Below are 14,765 nucleotides of genomic sequence, written 5' to 3'. Positions count from 1 at the left end.
AACCTTAGCAGGTGTTTTACTTGTAAACGACATGTCGGGGCCGGAGCTCTGTCCGCCGCTCACCTGCCGTGCTCCCGGGAATGCTCCCCGCGTACACCCTTGCGCTCGCGTGCGCGCCGCATGATGGGGGAAGCGACTGACTGTCGACGTCGTCGAGCGGGGAGGTGCGCGTGCACGGACCGGCTTCGCCCGGCTGGCTGCTGGTCGCGCTGTGTGCGGCGACCGGGGCCTACTGCCTCCTGCGGATGCGCAGCACGGTCGAGGAGCAGCGCCGGTCCGCGGGCGGCGAGGCGGTGATGGGCTTCGGCATGGCCGCGATGGCCGTGCCGGCGGCGGTGTTCAGCCCGCCGGCCTGGACCTGGCCCCTCTACGCGGCCGTCTTCGGCGCCGCCGCGCTGCGCGCCCTGTGGTCGGCGCGGTCGAGCCCGCACCACCTGCACCACCTGGTGGGCGCCTCGGCCATGGTCTACATGTCGGTCGTGATGGCCGCGTCCCCGGGCCACCACGCCGGGCACGGCACGACGTCCGGGATCCCCCTGCTGACCGGCGCCCTCCTGCTCTACTTCACCGGATACGTGCTGCTGGCGGGAGCACGGCTCGTACCGGTGGCGGCGGGCGGCGGGGCCGTCGGGTGGGGCGACCGGCCGGAACTGGCGAACGCGTGCCGGCTGGCGATGGGGATCGCGATGGTGGCGATGCTGATCACGCTCTGAGCGGGGACCCGTTCCCGGTCGAAGCCGGGACCCGGTTCTCACCCGGGGCCGGGGTCCTGGTCCCGGATCCGGGCGGGATTTCCGGTCAGGCAACCGTTGATTGCGTCACTTTGCGCGACAGACCGTATGCCGGACCCGCGTCCGCTCCTAGGGTGAGCGCCATGATGGTCCCCGCGGCTCTGCTGCTGCTCGGCGCGCTGACCGCCGTCGTGGCCCCCCGGCTGCTCACCCGGGCGGACTGGCAGGACCGTGAACCGGTGGTCGCACTGTGGGTGTGGCAGTGCGTGGTGGCGGCCGTCCTGCTGTGCTGTGCGCTGTCGATGACCCTCAGCGCCGCGGCCGCCTGGCAGGCGGTACGCGGCCATCTGTTCGCCGGGGCGCCGCACGGGGTCGTGGACGCCTACGCGCTCGGCGCCACCGGCCCCTGGGCCGCGGCGACCGCGGTGATTCTCGCCTCCGCCGGCCTGTGGAGCGGCACCATGCTGGTACGGGAGGTCCTGCGGGCGCGCGCCCACCGCCGCCGGCACCGGGACGAACTGCGGCTGCGCGCCCCGCTGTTGCCCGGTGAGGAACCCGCGGGCGGCCGGCTGGTCGTGCTGGAGGGCGAGCGGCCCGACGCCTGGTGGCTGCCCGGTGCCGCACCCCGGCTCGTCGTCACCACAGCCGCGCTGCGCCGGCTGAAGGGCCGGCAGCTGGACGCCGTCCTCGCCCACGAGCAGGGGCACGCGCAGGCCCGGCACGACTGGCTGCTGCACTGCTCGGACGCGCTGGCGGGCGGGTTCCCGCAGGTGCCGGTGTTCGCGGCGTTCCGCGCCGAGATGCACCGCCTGGTCGAGCTCGCCGCCGACGACATGGCCTCCCGCCGCCACGGCCGCCTCACCACCGCGCTCGCGCTCGTCGAACTGAACGAGGACCGGGGCGTGTTCGGCCCCTCGCCGGCCCCGCAGGCGCACGTTCCGCAGCGGGTGCGCCGGCTGCTCAGCGCGCCCGACCGGCTGCCGGCGTCCCGGCGCCTGGGACTGACGGCGACCGCCGCGCTGGTACCCGTGGTACCGGTGCTGGTGGCGTTCGTCCCGGGACTGCGGGCGCTGGGATAGGCACGGTCCGCCGGGCGCCCACGTCACACCTTGCTCTCCTCGTCCGCAGGGGCGCAGGCCGCACACCCCGCTCGCGCGGTCCGCCCGGACGAAGACCTCACACCCCGCCGCCATAGTTCGCCCGGCCTCCGACCCCGCACCCCGCACCCCGCACCCCGCACCCCGATCGTCCCAGGTGCTGGTTTCGCGCCTCGCCGGGCGGCGAGGAGCACTTTATGCACCGTGCGCCCGTCGGCTCCCCCGCCCGCTCGCCCGCCGCTCGCGCCGCCGTCCGTGCCGCAGCCGTTCTCGCCGTGTGCTCCGCGCTGCTGCTCGTCCTGGTCGCGGTCCGCTGGCATCCACTGATCGGCGTCGACGGCGGCATCTCCCGCACCACGCACCGCTGGGCCGTCCGCGAAGCCGGTCTCACCCACGTGGTGCGCGTCCTGACCGACTGGGTCTGGGACCCGCTGACGATGCGCCTGGTGAGCGCGGTCGCCGTGGTGTGGCTGGCGTGGCGCCGCTCGGCGTGGTGGACGGCACTCTGGCTGGCAGCCACCGTCGTCCTGGGCGCCGTGCTGCAGCAAGGTCTCAAGGCGGCGGTCGACCGCCCGCGCCCGGTCTGGCGCGACCCCGTCGACTCGGCCCACTACGCCTCCTTCCCCTCGGGCCACGCGATGACGGCCACGCTCGTCTGCGGCCTGCTGCTCTGGCTCCTGCACCGCTCCGGCCCCGGCCGCGCCCTGTGGCGTACGGCGACGGCGGTGGCGCTCGTGTCCGTGGCAGGGGTGGGTTTCACGCGCGTGTGGCTGGGGGTGCACTGGACGTCCGACGTGCTGGGCGGCTGGCTCCTGGGCGCGACGGTCGCGGCGCTGGCGGTGGCGGTCCACCGGCGCGGGCGGCCGTGAGCCCGGCCCCTGCGGGCAGGCGATCTTTCAGCGCAGCGGAACGCACCCGTAGGATCCGCACATGATGACGGCTGTGCTGTTCGACTTCTCGGGCACCCTCTTCCGCGTCGAGTCCACCGACGCCTGGCTGCGCGCCGCGCTCGACCAGGCCGGGATCGCGCTCCCCGAGGCCGAGTTGGACCAGGCGGCCAAGGCGCTCCAGGTGGCGGGCGCGCTGCCCGGCGGTGCTCCGCCGGCACACCTCCCCGACGGCTTCGCCGAGATGTGGTCGGTCCGGGACCGGAGCGCCGAGCTGCACCGGGCCGCGTACACCGGCCTGTCCCGCCAAGTACCGCTGCCCGACCCGTCGTTGCACGACACGCTGTACGACCGCCACATGACGCCGGCGGCGTGGGCGCCCTACCCCGACGCCGCCGAGGTGCTGTACGGGCTGTGCGAGCGCGGCATCGGCATCGGCGTGGTCAGCAACATCGGCTGGGACCTGCGCCCCGTCTTCCGCGAGCACCACCTGGACCGGTTCGTGGACACGTACGTCCTGTCCTACGAGTACGGCGTCCAGAAGCCCGACCCGCGGCTGTTCGCGGTGGCCTGCGAGGCGCTCGAGGCCGAGCCGAAGGACGTCCTGATGGTCGGCGACGACCGGCGCGCGGACGGCGGCGCCACGGCCCTGGGCTGCCGGGTGCACCTGGTGGACCACCTGCCCACGGCCGAACGGCCGGACGCGCTGCGGGCCGTGCTGGACCTGGTGGACTGAGCGGGACCGGACGGGCCGGACCGCACGCCGCGTGACGGGACGCACTCAAGAAGGTAGGGCCGCATGACCGGACGCGGCGGTGGCCGGACGGGGCTCGGGCCCGGCCGGTCACCGCCGCGGCCCTCTCACTCCAGGTAGCCCTCCACCTGCGACGACGGACGCACCGCCGCCTCGTCCGGGTTCTCCCCGTACTCGGTCTTGGCGCGCCGCTGGCGCAGCAGGTCCCAGCACTGGTCGAGCTCGCGCTCCAGCTCTGTGAGCCGCTGCCGTTCCGTCGTGCTGTCGATCTCGCCGGCCGAGAGGGACGTACGGAGCTCGCGCTCGTTCTCGACCATCTCCGTGATCCTGGCCAGGATCCGCTGGTCCTGTTCCATCTCCGCAGGCCTCCTCCGCTCGGCAGTCGTGCCCACTTTAGGGACGGGCGGGCCGTTGTGCGACGGGAGTGCCGGGGTGCGGGTACGATCCGGGAAGTAGCCTCAGGACACCATCTGGGCGATATGACCGCCCGCCTGAGACGATCCCCCGCGTCGCCCCAGACGGACGGCAGCCCTGACCAGCCCCTACGGAGCATCGATCGTGGACGCTGCTGAGTATAGTTGGCTGGCAGCCAGTCAACGCAGGAGTTAAGCATGTCCCCGCGCAGCGCCTCGGTCAATGAAGAGTTGCGACGGCGTTCCCGGGAACGGCTTCTGCAGGCGGCCGTCGAACTGGTCGGCGAGCACGGCTACGAGGCGACGACGCTCGCCGACATCGCCGACAGGGCCGGCTCGGCACGCGGCCTGGTGTCGTACTACTTCCCGGGAAAACGCCAGCTGGTGCAGTCCGCGGTGCACCGGCTGATGCACCGCACGCTGGAGGAGGCGCTGGAGCGGGAGCCGCGCAGCGAGGACGGCCGGGAGCGGATGGCGCGGGCCATCGACGCGATCCTGGGGCTGGGCCGGGACCGGCCCGTGCTGATGCGCCAGCACATGGCCGGACTGCTGCAGGCGGAGGGCTTCGTGCAGTGCCCGGAGCAGCAGCGCCTGGCCGAACTGCTGCGGGACGTGGTCGCCCGGCACGGCTCACGGGACGTCGACGTGGACTACCCGATGATGCGGTCCCTGCTGATGGGCGCCGTCTACGCGATGGTGCTGCCGAACGTCCCGATGTCGTTCACCACCCTGCGGGCGGAGCTGTTCAAGCGCTACCGGCTCGACTGGGAGATGGGCACACCGCCGGGCAGCGGCGCGGCGGTGGCCGGCGCGGCCGGTGACTCGGACCTGTCGCGGTTCTTCGCGACCGGCGAGGGCCCGCAGGAACGGCCCGGCCGCGAGGGCCGGGCCAACTCCCCGGAGCAGTCGGGCCAGTTGTAGGCGTCCGGCGCTACGAGGCGGCTCTGCGGCGGGCATGACGGGGCGTCAGGAAGCCTGAGTCGCGCGCCTGCGAGATCAGCCGGAGCGTCTTGCGGCGGCTGTGACCGGTCGCGCACATCACCGCGAGCACGGGATCGGTGCCCTGCTGCTGCGCGGTGCGGTACTCCTGGGCGACGCGGCGCCGGCCCTCGATGCCGCGGGGCCACAGCGGCCGGGCCCGCCGGGAGCCCACGGCGGCGAGGCGCCCCGCCGCCGGCTCGGGCGCGGGGGCGCAGGCCCGGAAGAGGGGTTCCTCGATCCAGTCGGCCAGTTCCGCGAGGTCGTCCAGGGACAGCGGCGGCTGGGCCCGGACCTCCTCCAGGGAGACCGACCCGCCGCCGACCACGGCGAGCACGTCGATGCGGGCGCCGTCGCCGAAGCCCAGCCGGACGGTGAACCACGTCGTGGCGCGCTCGTCCTCCCGCACTTCCCACGCGGGCCATACGGACACCGTGCCATCCGTCGGACAACGATCAGAAAGATTAAGAAAGGATGCTTCTCGCACAGGCGGAACGTAACCACCCGATCACATACCGCAAGAACGGACACGCACGTTCACACCCTGTCAGCACCCTGTCAGCGGAGCAGCGGCGGTGCGATGCTGGGGCCGTCCGCGATCTCCTCTCGTAAGGAGTTCCGCCGTGTTGCGTGTCGCCGTCGTCGGCTCCGGGCCGAGCGGGGTCTACACCGCGCAGAATCTCGTCCAGCTCGATTCCGACGTGCGCGTGGACGTCATCGACCGGCTGCCGTGCCCCTTCGGCCTGGTGCGCTACGGCGTCGCGCCCGACCACGAGAAGATCAAGTCACTGCAGAACAACCTGCGTATGGTCCTGGAGCACGAGCGGGTGCGCTTCCTCGGCGCGGTGCGGGTGGGCCCCGGCGGCCTGCCCGCGGCGAGGTTGAGGGAGCTGTACCACGCGGTCGTGTACTGCGTGGGCGCCGCCACCGACCGCCCTCTCGGCATCCCCGGCGAGGATCTGCCGGGCAGTTGGTCGGCGACGCGGTTCGTGTCCTGGTACAGCGCCCATCCGGACGCCGCCGACGACGACGGTTTCCTGCGCGACGTCCGGTCGGCCGTGGTGATCGGCGTGGGCAACGTCGCGGTGGACGTCACCCGGATACTGGCGCGGGGCCCGGCGGAACTGAGCCCGACCGACATGCCGCAGGCGGCACTTCGCGCGCTGGCCGCGAGCCGGGTGGGCGACATCCACATGGTGGGCCGGCGCGGTCCGTCCCAGGCCCGCTTCACCACCAAGGAGCTGCGCGAACTGGGCGGCCTCCCGGGCGCCGGACTCCTCGTGGATCCCGCTGAGTTGGCGCTCGATCCCGGGTGCGCCGACCCCTGCGCGCTCCCGGCGGCCCGGCGCCGCAACGTGGAGGTGCTGCGCGGCTGGGCCCGGGTGCCGCCCGAGGACGCCCCGCGCCGCATCCGGCTGCGCTTCTTCCTGCGCCCGGTCGAACTGCTCGCCGACGGCGGCCGTGTGGCGGCGGTGCGCTTCGAGCGGACGGAGCCCGACGGGCGGGGCGGTGTGCGGGGCACGGGGCAATACGAGGACGTGGCGGCGCAGTTGGTGCTGCGGTCGGTGGGGTATCGCGGACTGCCGCTGGAGGGGCTGCCGTTCGACGCGTCGAGCGGCACCGTGCCGCATCGCGCCGGACGGGTCGTGCGGGCGGGCGCCGTCGCGCCGGGCGAGTACGTGGCCGGCTGGATCAAGCGCGGCCCGACGGGCGTGATCGGCACCAACCGCCCGTGCGCCAAGGAGACGGTGCTGTCACTGCTGGACGACGCCTCCGCGCTCGTGCGCGGGCGACCGCCGCAGGACCCGGTCGCGGCGCTGCGCGCGGCGGGGACCGAGCCGGTCGAGTGGTCCGGATGGCAGGCGATCGAGCGGGCCGAGGCGGCCCTCGGGGCCTCGCTGGGCCGGGGCGTCGTCAAGCTGGCGGACTGGGAGTCGCTGCTGGCTGCGGCGCGGGCGGTGGGCGCGCCGCCCGCGCCGTAGGGGGAGTCGGGGACCGGCGGCCGGGCAGGACACACACCGGCAACAGTCCGGAAATCAACAAACTGTTCAAGGCCCTTACGGTCTCGTGCTGTTCGGATGTCCCCTCCCCCGTCGCTCTGGAGTGCCCATGACCACCACCGCCCCCGTCCATCCGGTGGACGAGGTCCCACCCGTACGGCAGTTGGCCGCCTTCGGTCTGCAGCACGTGCTCGCCATGTACGCGGGCGCGGTGGCGGTGCCGCTGATCGTGGGCGGTGCGATGAAGCTGTCGCCCGCGGACCTGGCGTATCTGATCACCGCCGACCTGCTGGTGTGCGGGATCGCCACGCTCATCCAGTGCGTGGGCCTCTGGCGGTTCGGCGTCCGGCTGCCGATCATGCAGGGCTGCACCTTCGCGGCGGTGTCGCCCATGGTGCTCATCGGCACGACGGGCGGCGGACTGCCCGCGATCTACGGCTCGGTGATCGTCGCGGGACTCGCGATCATGCTGCTGGCACCGGTCTTCGGCAAGCTGCTGCGCTTCTTCCCGCCACTGGTCACCGGCACCGTCATCCTGATCATCGGCGTCTCGCTGCTGCCGGTCGCGGGCAACTGGGCGGCGGGCGGAGCCGGTTCGAAGGACTTCGGCGAGCCGAAGAACCTGGCGCTGGCCGCCTTCGTGCTGGCGGTGGTGCTGGGCGTACAGCGGTTCGCGCCGGCGTTCCTGAGCCGTGTCGCGGTACTGATCGGCATCGCGGTGGGTCTCGCCGTGGCGGTGCCCTTCGGGTTCACCGACTTCGGCGGCGTCGGTGACGCCGACTGGCTGGGCATCAGCACGCCCTTCCACTTCGGCACGCCCACCTTCCATGTCTCGGCGATCGTGTCGATGCTGGTCGTGGCACTGGTGACGATGACGGAGACGACCGGTGACCTGATCGCCGTGGGCGAGATGACCGGGCGCGCGGTCGAGCCGCGCCCGCTCGCGGACGGCCTGCGCGCCGACGGCCTGTCGACCGTTCTGGGCGGCGTCTTCAACACCTTCCCGTACACGGCGTACGCGCAGAACGTCGGCCTCGTCGGCATGACCCGGGTGCGCAGCCGCTGGGTCGTGGCCACCGCGGGCGGCATCCTCGTGCTGCTCGGCCTGCTGCCCAAGCTGGGGGCGGTGGTCGCGGCGATACCGGCGCCCGTGCTGGGCGGTGCGGGTCTGGTGATGTTCGGGACGGTGGCCGCGAGCGGCCTGCGGACCCTGGCGCGGGTGGACTTCAAGGACAACCACAACCTCACGGTCGTGGCGGTGTCGGTGGCCGTGGGCATGCTGCCGGTCGGGGTGCCGACGGTCTACGCGAAGTTCCCCGACTGGTTCCAGACGGTGATGAACAGCGGCATCAGCGCGGGCTGCCTGACGGCGATCATGCTGAACCTGCTCTTCAACCACCTTCCCACGAAGGCGACGTCAGCCGCCGAGGCGGACGGCCTGCCGGGCGGCGGCGGCGAGCAGGGCGTCGAGGAGTCCCGGGAAGAGGTCGTCTAGCTCGTCCCGGCGCAGGCCGTTCATCTTCGCCGTGCCCCGGTAGCACTGCCGGATCACCCCGGCCTCGCGCAGCACCCGGAAGTGGTGCGTGGAGGTGGACTTGGTCACCGGCAGGGCGAACTGCGAACACGTGAGCTCGTCGCCGTCGGCGGCGAGCTCTCGCACGATCTGCAGCCGCATCGGGTCGGAGAGCGCGTGCAGCACGGCTTCCAGCCGGATGTCCCCACTCGCGGGGTGCGGCAGGGCACGGCTGCTGGCGACGGGAGCGGTACTCACGGAGTCATTGTACGAGAGGCGTCGTAGTTTGACATCTCACGTACTACGATGACTATCGTACGAATGGTCCTGCGGTCCCCGCGAGAACGGAGCAGCTCCTCATGAGCGCCCTCTTCCAGCCCTTGACCCTGCGTGGCGTGACCATCCCGAACCGGGTCTGGATGGCCCCGATGTGCCAGTACTCGGCCGAGCCCGAGGGTCCCGGGACCGGCACTCCGAACGACTGGCACTTCACTCACCTCGCGGCGCGCGCGGCCGGCGGCACCGGGCTGATCCTCACCGAGGCCACGGCCGTCTCGCCGGAGGGCCGGATCTCCCCGTACGACCTGGGCATCTGGAACGACGCGCAGGTCGAGGCGTTCCGCCGGATCACCCGCTTCCTCGCCTCCCAGGGCACGGTGCCCGGCATCCAGCTGGCACACGCCGGCCGGAAGGCCTCGACCGACCGGACCTGGGCGGGCGGAGGGCCGCTGGGGCCGGACGCCCGCGGATGGCAGCCGCTCGCGCCGAGCGCGCTCGCGTTCGACGAGCGGCATGTGCGGCCCACCGAGCTGACGCATGATCAGATCGAGGAGATCGTGGGGCAGTTCGCGGACGCCGCCCGCCGGGCGCTCGCGGCCGGTTTCGAGGTCGCCGAGATCCACGGCGCCCACGGCTACCTGATCAACGAGTTCCTCTCCCCGCACTCCAACCACCGCACCGACGTCTACGGCGGCTCGTACGAGAACCGCACCCGCTTCGCGCGCGACGTCGTGGACGCCGTCCGGGCGGTGTGGCCGCAGGACAAGCCGCTGTTCTTCCGCATCTCGGCGACCGACTGGCTGGAGGAGGACGGCTGGACGGCCGAGGACACGGTCCGCTTCGCCGCCGACCTCCAGACGCACGGCGTCGACCTGCTCGACGTCTCCACCGGCGGCAACGCCTCCGGCGTCCGCATCCCGGCCGGTCCGGGCTATCAGGTGCCGTTCGCGGCGCGGGTCAAGGCCGGCACGTCGCTGCCGGTCGCGGCCGTCGGCCTGATCACCGAGACCGAGCAGGCGGAGAAGATCCTCGCCAACGGCGACGCGGACGCGGTGCTGCTCGGCCGCGAGCTGCTGCGCAACCCGTCGTGGGCCCGGCACGCGGCCCGCGAACTCGGCGCGGACGTACACGTGCCGCACCAGTACCACCGGTCGGTGTAGGCAGGCCGGCGCCGGCCCCGCCGGCGTCCGCGCGCCCGGCCGCGGCACCCCGCGCGCCGAACGGGCCGCCTCGTCACCGCCTCCCTGGGGCGCAACTCCGGGGAGGAGCACGGTCGTCGGGGACGGCGGAGAGGGCCGCCGTCCGCGTCGGACGGCGGCCCTCCGCGTCCTCCGCGCCGGCCAGGCGGCCCCGGGCCGGACGGCCGGCCGCACGCCGGCCGGGCCGATCCGGCATGCCGATGTCACGACTTGGGCACACGCCCTTCGCGAACTGCCCACATCTGCGCATCATGCACGCCTGCACCGACACCCAGGGGGCCCCATGAACGAAGACGACCTGCTCAGGTTCCACAACGGCGACACCCTCCACAACATCCCCGTCGTCCGGGACCGGACGCCACGCCCCTTCCCGTGGCGGACCGTGGGGACGGTGGCAGGCATGGCCGCCCTCGTCGGCGGTGTGATCGGCCTGTCCTTCGGCCTCGGTACCCGTCACCACCCCGCGCAGACCGCGGCCGCGGCCACCGGCACCCCCGCCCCGCCGGCGGCCTCCGCGGTCCCGACCGTGACCGCCACCGCCACGGTGCGGGCGCCCACCCGGACGCAGACGGTGTACGCGGCGCCCGCCGAAGGCACCGACAGCACGACCGCCGAGACCGTGGTCGAGCAGTACTACGCCGCCGTCAACGCGCGGGAGTACCGGACCGCCTGGGACCTCGGCGGCCAGAACATGAGCCCGTCCTACGACGCCTTCGTCTCCGGTTACGCCGACACGATGTACACGCAGGCCCAGGTCGTCTCGACGGCCGGCGACACCGTGTACGTGCGCGTCGACGCCGAGCGCTACGACGGCGGCACCGCCACCTACACCGGCAGCTACACCGTCGACCCGGACCGGTACCGGATCAGCCACGGCAGCCTGACCCAGGTCGGCTGAGCGAGCCGGGCGGTCGCGCCCACGGTGGACCCGGACGGTTCAGCGCCCGATCGCCCCGGTGATCTCCCGCTGGAAGTCCGCGTACGCGGCCCGCAGTTCGGGGCCCGGCCAGCCGGCGGGCAGGAGACCGGGCGGCAGCACGGGATCGGCCAGCAGGTGGCGGACGACCGCGGCGAAGGCGGTGAAGCGGTCGGCCGGCAGGCGCGCGTCGGCGACATGGGCGCGCAGGGCGCGGGCCGTGCCGGCCCAGCTGTCCAACGGCCAGAGCTCACCGGCCAGTTCACGGGCCGGCCGGGCAGGGCGGGCGGCGTACGTCTGGGCCACCTGCGCCAGGTCCTTCGGCAGGGTGCGCCGGAGGTTGGCGGGGCGCAGCCACACCCCCTCGCGGAGTTCGGCCAGCCGTAGCGTGGCCAGCCGGGTGCGCAGCTCGGCGCGCTCGGCGGGACCGCGGCCGGTCGTCGTGATCACCACCATCTCCCAGTCGCCGTCCCACGCGCGCGTGCGCGCCTCCACCGCCTCGTCCTGCCGGCGCTGGCGGGTCAGCAGCCGGTCGCTGAGGCCGTAGACGGCGTCGGTGCGGCGGAGATCTCCGGCGGCGACCATCCGGCTGAGGGCGGCGCGCAGCGTGGAGCCGCCGACGCCGAAGGGCTCCACCGCGCGGACGAGCTCCTTCACCGGAAGCTCGGGCGGGTGCGTGCCCAGCAGCAGGCTCAGCACGACCGACCGCGCGGACAGCGGCGGCAGATCGGCCCTGCCCACCTGCGGTGACACGTTCATGGGCCGGTACTTTACGTGCGCCGTCCTGTTGCGTCATTGCTACAGCTGTAGAAAGGGTGCAACATGACGGTATGGCCTCGACACCCTCGCCCGCGCAGCCGCGGGACCAGTACGCCACCCACACCGTCACCAACCAGCCGCCGGACCTGGCCCCGTACGACGCCTCCGCGGACACCGCCCTGCTGGAGGGGCTGCGCCGCGAGGGCGCCGGCTGGGCGGAGGAGGACGTCCGGCGGCTGGGGCTGCGGGCCGGCAGCGCGGAGGCGCAGGAGTGGGCCGAGCTGGCCAACGTCCACGAGCCCGTGCTGCGCACCCACGACCGGTACGGCAACCGCGTCGACGAGGTCGACTTCCATCCGAGCTGGCACCACCTGATGCGGGCCGCGGTCGCCGAGGGCCTGGCGGGAGCGCCCTGGGCGGACGAGCGGCCCGGCGCCCATGTCGCCCGTACCGCGGGCGGACTGGTGTGGGGACACACGGACGCGGGCCACGGCTGCCCGACCTCGATGACGTACGCGGCCGTACCCGCCCTGCGCGCCCAGCCCGACCTCGCGAAGGTCTACGAGCCGCTGCTGACCGGCCGGGAGTACGAGCCGGAGCTGCGCGTACCGACCGAGAAGGCCGGGCTGCTCGCCGGCATGGGGATGACCGAGAAGCAGGGCGGCTCCGACGTCCGCACGAACACGACCACGGCGTGGCCGACCGCCGAGCCGGGCGTCTACCAGCTGCGCGGGCACAAGTGGTTCACGTCGGCGCCGATGTGCGACGTGTTCCTGGTGCTGGCGCAGGCCCCGGAGGGGCTGTCCTGCTTCCTGGTGCCGCGGATCCTGCCCGACGGGACGCGCAACACCTTCCGCATCCAGCGGCTCAAGGACAAGCTCGGCAACCGGTCCAACGCCTCCTCCGAGCCGGAGTTCGACGGCACCGTGGCGTGGCTGGTCGGGCCCGAGGGCCGGGGCGTCAAGACGATCATCGAGATGGTCAACTGCACGCGGCTGGACTGCGTGATGATGTCGGCCACGCTGATGCGCAAGACGCTCGTGGAGGCCGGCCACCATGTGCGCCACCGCAGTGCCTTCGGCGCGCGGCTGATCGACCAGCCGCTGATGCGCAACGTCCTGGCCGACCTCGCGCTGGAGTCGGAGGCCGCGACCACCCTCACCCTGCGGCTGGCGGGTGCCGCGGACCGTGCGGTGCGCGGGGACGCCGGCGAGGCGGCCTTCCGGCGGATCGCGACCGCCGCCGGCAAGTACTGGGTGACCAAGCGGGGCCCGGCGTTCACCGCGGAGGCCCTGGAGTGTCTCGGCGGCAACGGCTATGTCGAGGAGTCGGGCATGCCCCGCCACTACCGCGAGGCGCCGCTGCTGTCCATCTGGGAGGGCTCCGGGAACGTCAACGCCCTCGACGTGCTGCGGGCGCTGCGCCGCGAGCCCGCCACCGCGCAGGCGCTGTTCGGTGAACTCGCCCTGGCGCAGGGGGCGGACGCGCGGCTCGACGGTGCCGTGAGCCGGCTCAAGGACCAGCTGGCGGCCGGGTCAGAGACCGGGGCGCGCCGGCTGGTGGAGCAGATGGCCCTGACCCTGCAGGCCTCCCTGCTGGTCCGGCACGCCCCGGCCGCCGTCGCCGACGCCTTCTGCGCGACGCGGCTGGGAGGCGACTGGGGGCACGCCTTCGGCACCCTGCCCGACAGCGCCGCTCTGGACGCGATCCTGGAGCGGGCGCTGCCGGACGCGCGCTGAGTCCGCGCGTTTCAGGTCGCCGGACGCGAGGCGGCCGGACGGCGCGGCCCGGCCGCTGCGGACAGATCATGGGGGATCACTGCACGTGAGCGACGTGGGCGCCGGCCGAACCGGCGGATGAACCGCGGGCGAATTCTGGCTCATCGTCCGGTCAGAAGCCGGTCAGGTGCGCGGTCCCGGCCGCGGGGCCTGCTTAGGATCGTCCGACGCCGCCTCGTTCGCACACCTCCAGGAGACCGGGCATGCCCGAAGCCGCAGTCGGCGCCGCAGCCGGGACCGGCTCGGCGGCGCCCCCGCCCCGTCCCGCCCGGCGGCGTACCGTCCTGATCGCGGGCGGCGCGCTGGCCGTGGCGGCCGCCGTGGCGGCCACGGCCCTGGCGGCCGGCGGCTCCGGCGGTGGCCGGCACCGGGCCTCGTCGGCCGACGGCCTGCGGCACACGGCCGTCGAGATCACCTCCGCGGGCTGCGGACGCGGCTGGACCCACCCCGTGGCCGGCCACCAGGTCTTCGACCTGCACAACACCTCCGGCAGCGCGGAGGAGGTCTACCTCACCGACCCGGGGACGGGCGCGGTCTACGGCGAGGTCGAGGGGCTCGCGCCGGGCACCGAACGCCCGCTGCGGGTGACCCTCGGCAACGGCAGCTACGCCTTCAAGTGCGTGGCCGACGACGCGGACGCCGTCACCGGCCCCACCGTGCGTGTCACCGGCGGCACGGTGGGAAGCGGCCCGGCCGCCGTGCCGGTCACCCAGCAGGACCTGATCCCGCCCACGCTCGCGTACCAGCGGTGGATCCAGGCCCGTACGGTCGAACTGGCGCGGAAGACCGGCGTGCTGCGCGCCGCGATCGACCGCGGGGACCTCGCGGCCGCCCGCAGGGACTGGCTCGGCGCGCATCTGGTCTACGAGCGGATGGGGGCCGCCTACGGCACCTTCGGCGACGCGGACCAGGCGATCGACGGGACCACGGCGGGCCTGTCCGGCGGGGTGCACGACGCAGGCTTCACCGGCTTCCACCGGGTGGAGTACGGGCTGTGGCACGGCGAGTCCGCGCGCGGCCTGCGCGCTCCGGCCGCCAAGCTCGTCCAGGCCGTGGACGGCCTGCGCGACCGCTGGCCCGACGAGCGGATGGATCCGGCCGACATAGGCCTGCGGGCGCACGAGATCCTGGAGAACACCCTGCAGTTCGAGCTGACCGGCCGTACCGACTACGGCAGCGGCAGCAACCTCGCCACCGCCCGCGCCAACCTCGACGGCACCGGCGAGCTGCTCGGCCGTCTGCGGCCGTTGCTGAAGTCCCGCGCCGCCGACCTGGCCGGGATCGACACCTGGACGGCCCGCACCCGGCGCACCCTCGACGGCTTCGACCACGACGGCCGCTGGACCCCGCTGGACCGGCTGACCCGCGCCCAGCGGGAGAAGATCGACGCGGACCTGGGCGAGCTGGTCGAACGGCTCGCCGACGTGGCCGCCCTGACGGATGTACGGAGGACCGCGTGAA

At 73.7% G+C, this 14,765-nt stretch carries 15 protein-coding genes; 11 read left to right on the top strand and 4 right to left on the bottom strand.

The window, feature by feature from the left end; genetic code table 11:
- Positions 1 to 170: 170 nt before the first annotated feature.
- The 4 genes from ACIRPX_RS28430 (at position 171) to ACIRPX_RS28415 (ending at position 3,451) form a co-directional block, all read left to right on the top strand.
- Positions 171 to 713 (top strand): DUF5134 domain-containing protein, encoded by a 543-nt coding sequence (locus ACIRPX_RS28430; protein WP_404200350.1) that lies wholly within the window; start codon positions 171 to 173, stop codon positions 711 to 713.
- 161 nt (positions 714 to 874) lie between these two features.
- On the top strand, positions 875 to 1,810 hold the full coding sequence (locus ACIRPX_RS28425; RefSeq protein WP_404200347.1) for a M56 family metallopeptidase: 936 nt from the start codon (positions 875 to 877) through the stop codon (positions 1,808 to 1,810).
- 215 nt (positions 1,811 to 2,025) lie between these two features.
- Positions 2,026 to 2,697 carry a phosphatase PAP2 family protein gene (locus ACIRPX_RS28420; RefSeq protein WP_404200344.1) on the top strand — a complete coding sequence of 224 codons (672 nt, stop codon included), beginning with the start codon at positions 2,026 to 2,028 and terminating at the stop codon, positions 2,695 to 2,697.
- Between the two features lie 64 nt (positions 2,698 to 2,761).
- On the top strand, positions 2,762 to 3,451 hold the full coding sequence (locus ACIRPX_RS28415; RefSeq protein ID WP_404200460.1) for an HAD family hydrolase: 690 nt from the start codon (positions 2,762 to 2,764) through the stop codon (positions 3,449 to 3,451).
- A 125-nt stretch (positions 3,452 to 3,576) separates the two neighbouring features.
- Here ACIRPX_RS28415 and ACIRPX_RS28410 read toward each other — a convergent pair whose 3' ends face one another.
- Positions 3,577 to 3,825, bottom strand: a complete 249-nt coding sequence (locus ACIRPX_RS28410) for a DUF2630 family protein (RefSeq protein ID WP_404200341.1) — start codon at positions 3,823 to 3,825, stop codon at positions 3,577 to 3,579.
- Positions 3,826 to 4,080: 255 nt separating this feature from the next.
- Between ACIRPX_RS28410 and ACIRPX_RS28405 the strand changes: the two genes are divergently transcribed.
- Positions 4,081 to 4,803: a TetR/AcrR family transcriptional regulator gene (locus ACIRPX_RS28405; protein WP_404200338.1), complete on the top strand. Its 723-nt coding sequence runs from the start codon at positions 4,081 to 4,083 to the stop codon at positions 4,801 to 4,803.
- A 10-nt stretch (positions 4,804 to 4,813) separates the two neighbouring features.
- Here the strand turns inward: ACIRPX_RS28405 and ACIRPX_RS28400 are convergent, their stop codons facing one another.
- A complete protein-coding gene (locus ACIRPX_RS28400) occupies positions 4,814 to 5,293 on the bottom strand; it encodes a DUF6214 family protein (protein WP_404200335.1) in 480 nt (159 codons plus the stop codon).
- A gap of 190 nt (positions 5,294 to 5,483) precedes the next feature.
- Here ACIRPX_RS28400 and ACIRPX_RS28395 point away from each other — a divergent pair, with 190 nt between their 5' ends.
- Together ACIRPX_RS28395 and ACIRPX_RS28390 are read left to right on the top strand one after the other, a co-directional pair.
- Positions 5,484 to 6,842: an FAD-dependent oxidoreductase gene (locus tag ACIRPX_RS28395; RefSeq protein WP_404200332.1), complete on the top strand. Its 1,359-nt coding sequence runs from the start codon at positions 5,484 to 5,486 to the stop codon at positions 6,840 to 6,842.
- 127 nt (positions 6,843 to 6,969) lie between these two features.
- The gene (locus tag ACIRPX_RS28390) at positions 6,970 to 8,355 is read left to right on the top strand and encodes a nucleobase:cation symporter-2 family protein (protein ID WP_404200329.1); all 1,386 of its coding nucleotides are present in this window, start codon (positions 6,970 to 6,972) and stop codon (positions 8,353 to 8,355) included.
- On the opposite strand, the gene ACIRPX_RS28385 is transcribed toward ACIRPX_RS28390, so the two are convergent.
- Entirely contained in the window at positions 8,278 to 8,631 is a 354-nt protein-coding gene (locus ACIRPX_RS28385; RefSeq protein WP_404200326.1) for an ArsR/SmtB family transcription factor, read from the bottom strand. The genes ACIRPX_RS28390 and ACIRPX_RS28385 overlap by 78 nt on opposite strands.
- Positions 8,632 to 8,732: 101 nt before the next feature.
- On the opposite strand from ACIRPX_RS28385, the gene ACIRPX_RS28380 reads away from it, so the two are divergent.
- A complete protein-coding gene (locus ACIRPX_RS28380) occupies positions 8,733 to 9,812 on the top strand; it encodes an NADH:flavin oxidoreductase/NADH oxidase (RefSeq protein ID WP_404200324.1) in 1,080 nt (359 codons plus the stop codon).
- A gap of 322 nt (positions 9,813 to 10,134) precedes the next feature.
- Positions 10,135 to 10,749 (top strand): hypothetical protein, encoded by a 615-nt coding sequence (locus ACIRPX_RS28375; RefSeq protein WP_404200322.1) that lies wholly within the window; start codon positions 10,135 to 10,137, stop codon positions 10,747 to 10,749.
- A 39-nt stretch (positions 10,750 to 10,788) separates the two neighbouring features.
- Here ACIRPX_RS28375 and ACIRPX_RS28370 read toward each other — a convergent pair whose 3' ends face one another.
- Entirely contained in the window at positions 10,789 to 11,526 is a 738-nt protein-coding gene (locus tag ACIRPX_RS28370; protein WP_404200319.1) for a PaaX family transcriptional regulator C-terminal domain-containing protein, read from the bottom strand.
- A gap of 71 nt (positions 11,527 to 11,597) precedes the next feature.
- On the opposite strand from ACIRPX_RS28370, the gene ACIRPX_RS28365 reads away from it, so the two are divergent.
- Positions 11,598 to 13,265: a DNA alkylation response protein gene (locus ACIRPX_RS28365; protein ID WP_404200316.1), complete on the top strand. Its 1,668-nt coding sequence runs from the start codon at positions 11,598 to 11,600 to the stop codon at positions 13,263 to 13,265.
- Positions 13,266 to 13,507: 242 nt separating this feature from the next.
- Positions 13,508 to 14,764 carry an EfeM/EfeO family lipoprotein gene (locus ACIRPX_RS28360; protein ID WP_404200313.1) on the top strand — a complete coding sequence of 419 codons (1,257 nt, stop codon included), beginning with the start codon at positions 13,508 to 13,510 and terminating at the stop codon, positions 14,762 to 14,764.
- Position 14,765 lies beyond the last annotated feature (1 nt).

Origin of the sequence: Streptomyces sp. NPDC101225 (assembly GCF_044767585.1) — a bacterium.
In the GTDB taxonomy this organism is placed as follows: domain Bacteria; phylum Actinomycetota; class Actinomycetes; order Streptomycetales; family Streptomycetaceae; genus Streptomyces.
The sequence above is the reverse complement of the archived record's forward strand: the minus strand, read 5'-3'. Positions and strand labels throughout refer to the sequence as shown.

Coding starts and splice junctions, on each gene's coding strand:
- ACIRPX_RS28365 (WP_404200316.1), top strand. CDS start 11,598: ATGGCCTCGACACCCTCGCCCGCGCAGCCGCGGGACCAGTACGCCACC.
- ACIRPX_RS28375 (WP_404200322.1), top strand. CDS start 10,135: ATGAACGAAGACGACCTGCTCAGGTTCCACAACGGCGACACCCTCCAC.
- ACIRPX_RS28390 (WP_404200329.1), top strand. CDS start 6,970: ATGACCACCACCGCCCCCGTCCATCCGGTGGACGAGGTCCCACCCGTA.
- ACIRPX_RS28405 (WP_404200338.1), top strand. CDS start 4,081: ATGTCCCCGCGCAGCGCCTCGGTCAATGAAGAGTTGCGACGGCGTTCC.
- ACIRPX_RS28415 (WP_404200460.1), top strand. CDS start 2,762: ATGACGGCTGTGCTGTTCGACTTCTCGGGCACCCTCTTCCGCGTCGAG.
- ACIRPX_RS28360 (WP_404200313.1), top strand. CDS start 13,508: ATGCCCGAAGCCGCAGTCGGCGCCGCAGCCGGGACCGGCTCGGCGGCG.
- ACIRPX_RS28420 (WP_404200344.1), top strand. CDS start 2,026: ATGCACCGTGCGCCCGTCGGCTCCCCCGCCCGCTCGCCCGCCGCTCGC.
- ACIRPX_RS28410 (WP_404200341.1), bottom strand. CDS start 3,825: ATGGAACAGGACCAGCGGATCCTGGCCAGGATCACGGAGATGGTCGAG.
- ACIRPX_RS28380 (WP_404200324.1), top strand. CDS start 8,733: ATGAGCGCCCTCTTCCAGCCCTTGACCCTGCGTGGCGTGACCATCCCG.
- ACIRPX_RS28425 (WP_404200347.1), top strand. CDS start 875: ATGATGGTCCCCGCGGCTCTGCTGCTGCTCGGCGCGCTGACCGCCGTC.
- ACIRPX_RS28370 (WP_404200319.1), bottom strand. CDS start 11,526: ATGAACGTGTCACCGCAGGTGGGCAGGGCCGATCTGCCGCCGCTGTCC.